The sequence below is a fragment of the Lentibacillus juripiscarius genome (genome assembly GCF_042685205.1).
Classification (GTDB): domain Bacteria; phylum Bacillota; class Bacilli; order Bacillales; family Amphibacillaceae; genus Lentibacillus; species Lentibacillus juripiscarius.
The window spans coordinates 1-6,641 of record NZ_JBHUNA010000025.1; the positions used below are offsets into that span (position 1 = coordinate 1).

Below are 6,641 nucleotides of genomic sequence, written 5' to 3' on the forward strand. Positions count from 1 at the left end.
GTACTCCCATTTTACAACGAAAACGATGGTTTTTGTTTGTTTATCTATCTATTTACTATACTAGGCACCAGCACCAAACCCACCTACTCCCACTGTTTTATCTTCTGTATCACCTTTTGATAGACCTTGGATGCCATTGTTGTGCCGCCATTTGCTACTTTTTGCTTGTGCCATTCATTATAGCTTGCCACTGCGATTAAAATGGATCCGGCTATCAAAAGGTACGCCCACCATGGCAGATTTCCCCAATAAGTCCGAGTTTGCAGAAAAACATTCAACAATAATACGCCTGCACCGACAAAGAAGAATGCCTTCCTCTGATAGGCCATCCCACCAAGCATCGAGGCGAGGGAAAGCCCACCTATGATCAATGCATCATAAATTGTCGAACTTGCCAACCCATCCTGGATAAGCATGAGCGAAACGATAACGAGAACAGCCCATTGGACATAGTTAACAAGTCTTTTATACTTCCTATCTGAGACTTTTCTCAGAGCAATAACGGCAGCCACCCATGGCAAAACATACAATTCCCGTTCGATTATATCCGGAACCTGTGTATTTCCAAGTAACACATAATATGGCTGCAGCAAAAAGACGCTTGCACCGAAAACAATCCATTTTGCCGGAACAAATGGAATGCGTTTCCGCTGCCATATCAAGTAAAGTGAAATTAGCAGTCCGGGCAGCAGTTTTGTCCATAGTGCTTCGGCCAAAACGGCATATAAACTGCACAGCGTAGCAAAACCGATGATCGAGTACCAATCTACCTTGTATGGTATTTCCCTATTCCCCTGCTCCTGATAGATAACTGGATACATGAGCAAACCAGCCACCATAAGAACCCCGGCAAACACAACAAGTCTAAACAGCATGACGTATTCCAGGGATGGAAGCGCTTCATCATATAGCCATAAAACACCATAGACAAGTACAAGCGGAGCAACATTAAACAGATCCCATTTTTCCCGATGCATCATAAATAGCGTCATCAAAGCATAAAGCAGTATCACAACAAATAACGTCGTATCAACATTCGGTGCCAGCGTGAATAGGAACATGCCAAATACAGAAAAAGGAACAACGTAAAATGCGATTCTTCTCGTCCACTTCTTTTTGCTGAAGTTCCATAAAACGGCAACTGCGATACTCGTAAGCAGTGTCGCATATTGAATGTGTTCGTCGAGATTCAACAAGTCAAACAGTTGAACCATTCCAATCCAAAACGCAGTAAAACAGCCATACAAAAAGCTTAAGATCACCCACTCTGCCTTAGCCCAGCAAAGGCTTATGCCATAAACAGCAGCAGCTATCAAAAATGCCCAGACCGTTTTTTCCTCAAAAAGCAGAAAACTCGTCAGCAAAGCGAACGGCAAGAAAAGATGCCCTGCCCACCAGAAACTTTTCCTGATATGAGCATCAAACTTGCCGGCCAAGACACCGACAATCAGGAGCAAAACCGCGCCGATCTCGAATTGCAATGACTGAAAAAGATCCGATTGAATCGCCATTTCCGAATGGAGCACATAAAGGACGGTCATGTAAAACATTAAGGAAATACCGCTGACAACATACGATACGACCCTCCATCCTGTTTTCCGGTAAAGCAAATAAGCCATTGCCACTCCACCAAGCATGATTACCGCACGCAATACAGCATCAAAGTCAAGACTGAATGTTAGCCACATTCCCAGCCCATAAAATCCATAAGCTGTAAAAAACACATGCTCCGCAAACGCAATTCGATCAACTTGCTGCCATCCATAGCTTGCCAGCAGTACAACAAGACCTGCCAGAACAAGGCTCTCCGCTTCCATTGGACCAACGTATTCATATAAAGCATCTCCTGCCGTTGCAGCATAGAACATCATAGCGGCAAACCCCAGTGATACAGCATGAATCCATGAGGAGCTTTTCGTTAGAGCGGTCCTTCCCTCATATCCTTCCATAAGTAATGCAGTTATGCTTATAAGTAACAGCATTGTCCCTGCCTGCCACCAGTTCATAATAAAAAACTCCGCCAAAACAGCAAGCAGCATAACAACACCGCCAACATCCCGGGAACTTTCCTTCATCCCCTCTAAAAAGGACAGTTGCAACAAACAACCAAAGACGACATAGAGAAATAGCCCCATGATAAACAGTGGCAGCATTAATCCGTCATAACCAAACCATTCCCGGCCAAACAAAACAACTTCAAATAGAGCACTCATCAAAAAAACAGGGCTTAAATAAGCAAACAAAACCCGGTTTGTCATGTTCGAAAGGAACGCAAAATTTAATGCTATCAGGACATATGCCAGCAGCAAGACAAGCGACGGCTCATTCATTCTCAGAAAGATCCCTTCCATACTGATGTACAAAAATGCACACACAGACACAACAGCACTTGTATAACGAAAGATTCTTTTTAATGCATGATCATCTTCCATGAATTTGGGGATCGCCAAAAAGACAAACCCTAATAAAGCATAAACAATGGCACCAGCTTGCTGTACAGCAGAGAACTCAATCAGCTGGTATGCACCATAAACAAGCATAGCGCTGAAGATAAAACTATATTCCTTATGCTCTGTTACATAAATCATGGCAAAATAAAGAGTCGCCGTAAGCAGCAAATTAAAGCCATACAACAGGTCGTGATCATAAAAAAGGAGCATCAGAAATGTAGAGAGAACCAGACTACATTGAATATAGAGAACAAATTCCTTCATGAACAACGCGATACGCTGGTTATCCTTCACCCTGATGTAGATGAATAGAAGAAATGCATGAAACAACATGATCCCAAGGTAAAATCCTTCTACTGGCAAATAGAACGCCGCCAATAAAAAGCCTGCAAAAACCGTCATTGAAACATAGGAGAACCAGACGAACAGTCGTGATGATAGTTTGTCCGCAAGCCCAAGGTAGATTGGCAGAATAATAATACTGCCGGCAGCCCCAAATAAATAACGCCCGTCACCAGTAAATGAAAAATAAAGACCGAGTAACTCAAAAAAGCCGACGGATAAAATCGCTATCGGGAGAAACAAGCTGCCAAGCACATAAAATGCAAATGCCGTTTTTTTTATTTTCAAAACACGCATCGTAAACAAGGCAAGACCAAAAAACAACAAGGAAACAAGTGCAATTAATCCTGACTTCATCCAATTGGTCAGTGTTTCCCACGTACTTGTAGCAAGAACCATACCGCCAATAAGCAGCAGAACGACCCCAAGATTTAATGACCAAGTAATATTGCGCTCCCGAATTTCTTGCGGTGATAATGTTTTCTTTTCTTTAACCGGTTCCGTAGCCGGAAATTCATGTGACTGATTTTCATCCGGGACGCCCTTATCTTGCATTGCTTTTTCTGCTTCAGCTTCCTTTTGTTCAAGATCTGCATAATACTGTTCATGAGCATCCACAACTTGTATGTATACGTCAGATGATATGTATTGTGCGTCTTCCAGCTGCTGCAGCTCTTCCTTAACGATTCGCCGTCTTGCCCCGGTTTGTAAATGATCCATGACGCTCCTCCTTTCCGCAAACCTATTCTGCCTCAACTTTTGGTATGTCATAGAAGACCCGCAATCGTTCACTGTACAACTTAACCGGATCCTTATCTTCTTTTAACGAAAAACTTACATCCAGGTGGGATATTTAAAACTGGTTGAGTAATTGAAACTAAAAAAGAAGACACCTCTATTTCATGAAATGCCTTCTCTTTTTTCATATCAATCGTGCTACGGTCATTATAATTTGATGATATTCTTGATTAACCCATGTACATTATGATGTATGTCTGAAATATCACTAACATGATGCCCGCTACCGTACATTGCGAAAACTAGTTCAACCCAGAAGAATCAGCCTCTCCACATCAAACACGGAACAAGCATTTCGTCTTCATGCAAACCACCGTGTGCGCCTCTAAAGAAACTCAACGAACCGCCGGCCATTGGTGGATCATAAACCCACTGTGATTTCCCAGGAGGCAAGACGATTAGTTCACCGATCCGCTTAGCCCAATTTGCATCCATCTTATCGTCACCAACTAATCCAATCAGCTGTGCTTCCTCACGGGTGAAAACAGTTGCCCCTTTTTCCTGTGCCCATTCCCTGACAGCCTGCTCCCCACCCTTTTTCGGATAAAGATACAAAGAACGCCGCTCACCGGCCGGCGGAAGTCGAAGCTTTGACAACAATTCCGGATGCGAATTGAGATTCAGAGATTGGTCTTCATCATTTAATACCTGACCATGATCCGCTGTCAGGACAAATAATGTATCATCCATACCGCCTTTTGTATCTTTAAGCTGCTGCACAATCCGGTTAAAAGTCGCATCAACAGCATGGGCTTCATCTTCCGTTTCCTTGCTAAACGGCCCATATTTATGCGCACACGCGTCGAGACCAGGCCAATAGACAGAAATGAAATTTTGCTCATTTGCACGCAACGCATCGACAGCTAACGTGGGGATCGTTGATGGAAAACTGTAGCCTGAAAAAACACTGGCTCTATGATGTACCGCGCTTAACAGTGAGCCTTTGAAACTTTTGTCTGTAATAGATGTTGAAGTGATATTCATATCCGATAAGAACTGCGAAATGGATGGCTGCTGCAGGAAAGGATGAAAATTTTCGATCTTCTTGCCATCCGAGAAAGAATAGGAGAATACCAGATTGGCAACATCTTCTATTTCAGGAATGTAAGCTGAAAAACTGGATAACCCATGTTTCGTCGGAATGGCCCCTGTATAAATGGCCGTCAGTGCTGCTGCAGTCGTTGAAGGAAAAACAGTTGTCAGTGGCTGAAACAAACCATTTCCGTCCTCGGCATTTTTAACAAATCGTTCCATATTCGGCATGGCACCGGATGACATATAGTGGCGAAGCTGATTATACCCAAGCGCATCAACGATTACAAAAACCACATTTTTGACACCATCAAACAGACCCGTCTTCAAGATACTCGAATCAAGCACAGGCGATGGCAACTCCCGCACACCATAATGCTTTAATAAACTGGATACCAAATTAACGGTCGAAAAACCATCATAACGAGGAACGATACCCCCATGATTGGGTAGCTTCTTAAACATGGAATCATTCATAAATATCCAACTCCCGTAAAAAGATAGCAGCAACTTTAGCAACACTTCACTTCAACGATACACAACCTTACTCTTCCTGCCACCCGGGTGATACTTTATACTAGCCACTTCCTTAGCTTTATTTTATTATCGAACAATTCAAAAATCAATTCATGGATGTGAGCACCCCCATTTATTTCCTAAATACTATTAAACACAACCTGGAGTTGGATTGAATTTCATTCGACAAAATTTGGGAGTGACAGGCACCAGCTTCTCAGCCTTAGAATGCTCATAACGTCTCATTTTCGCATTTCATGCTGGATTTCCATAACTTTATTCCTGGTCAAACCAGTGGAATCTGCAACAAACTCTATTTCCATACCTTCTTCTAAAAGTTTGCGGGTAATGGCTTTTTTTGCATTTTGTTCTGCTTCTTTTGCATTTTGTTCTGCCTCTTTTTCTTTTTGTTCTGCCTCTTTTTCTTTTTGTTCTGCCTCTTTTGCTTTTTGTTCTGCCTCTTGCATCGCTTTCTCCACCTTTTGTTCCCTTCGCTCTACCTCCTGTGTGCGCAATTCAAATTCACGCTGGGCCGCTTCCTCATCCATGATCTGTTTCAAACGTGAATCGTACATCAGGCGCTGTTCCTGTTTCGTACTCAACTCTTCCCAGTTTTGAAAGGTCTCACGCAACGATTCATCCTTCAAGGAAATCTCCTCCAATTCATGATAGATATCATCATATACTTTCCCGTTTCTATGATCGACCATACCAAGCAACAGCAGCCATCTCGCCAACACACTATCCCACGGATCCAGTTTATCACGTTTCCAATCTTTCATTAATTTGGCCATCTCTATAAAGTGAAACTCCATTACATCCGTCAGCCTGGCTTGCTCCTCATCTTCATATAAATGGTACGAGGTATGGAAGCGTTCTGTTTCATCAAAAAGATTAAAGTTCAAGATGTTTATCGCAATTACCGGACGTAACTCAGAATATGCCATTCCTTTTTCAAGTGGACGGGCGTATGTCTTTGACCAATAATACAAGGAACGTTTTACCATATCATATTTATTTGTAAACTGAATTTCTACATTAATCCACTCATCCGCTTCCGTCACAACTAACAAATCCAGTCTAGACTGCTTGTCATCAATATATTCCCCACCGAATTCCGTATTCTCAAATGATATATCTTTGATCCGGTTTCTGCCTGTTGTTTGCAGAATTGCATTCAAAAAAACAACTGTAATTTCTTTATTCTTTTCATTTCCAAAGAGTTGCTTAAAGGCGTAATCCACCTTTAAATCCATCAGCCGTTCCAGCGGGATACGTTTGAGTAACTTTGATTGCTTATTTTCGTTATTTTCATGCTTGCCCTTGGAGTATTTACTTCGGTCTTCCATTACTTGAATAGATGCGGTGTAATCTGGGGTTCTCTTATTGTACAGGTAAGCCATTTCCATAAAAACACTTCCTTTAATTTATATGGACCTGAATTATTCATACTTCCAAACTAAGTCCTTTTAACTTTAAAACAGGATGTTCTTTTGGCCTTCC

General features: G+C 42.1%; 3 protein-coding genes. All 3 read right to left on the reverse strand.

Going from position 1 to position 6,641, the window contains the following annotated elements; genetic code table 11:
- Positions 1 to 83: 83 nt before the first annotated feature.
- Positions 84 to 3,512: a hypothetical protein gene (locus ACFSUO_RS12230; protein ID WP_382394469.1), complete on the reverse strand. Its 3,429-nt coding sequence runs from the start codon at positions 3,510 to 3,512 to the stop codon at positions 84 to 86.
- Between the two features lie 339 nt (positions 3,513 to 3,851).
- Positions 3,852 to 5,099: an alkaline phosphatase family protein gene (locus tag ACFSUO_RS12235; protein ID WP_382394471.1), complete on the reverse strand. Its 1,248-nt coding sequence runs from the start codon at positions 5,097 to 5,099 to the stop codon at positions 3,852 to 3,854.
- A 281-nt stretch (positions 5,100 to 5,380) separates the two neighbouring features.
- Positions 5,381 to 6,547 carry an Rpn family recombination-promoting nuclease/putative transposase gene (locus ACFSUO_RS12240; protein ID WP_382394473.1) on the reverse strand — a complete coding sequence of 389 codons (1,167 nt, stop codon included), beginning with the start codon at positions 6,545 to 6,547 and terminating at the stop codon, positions 5,381 to 5,383.
- Between the last annotated feature and the right edge of the window lie 94 nt (positions 6,548 to 6,641).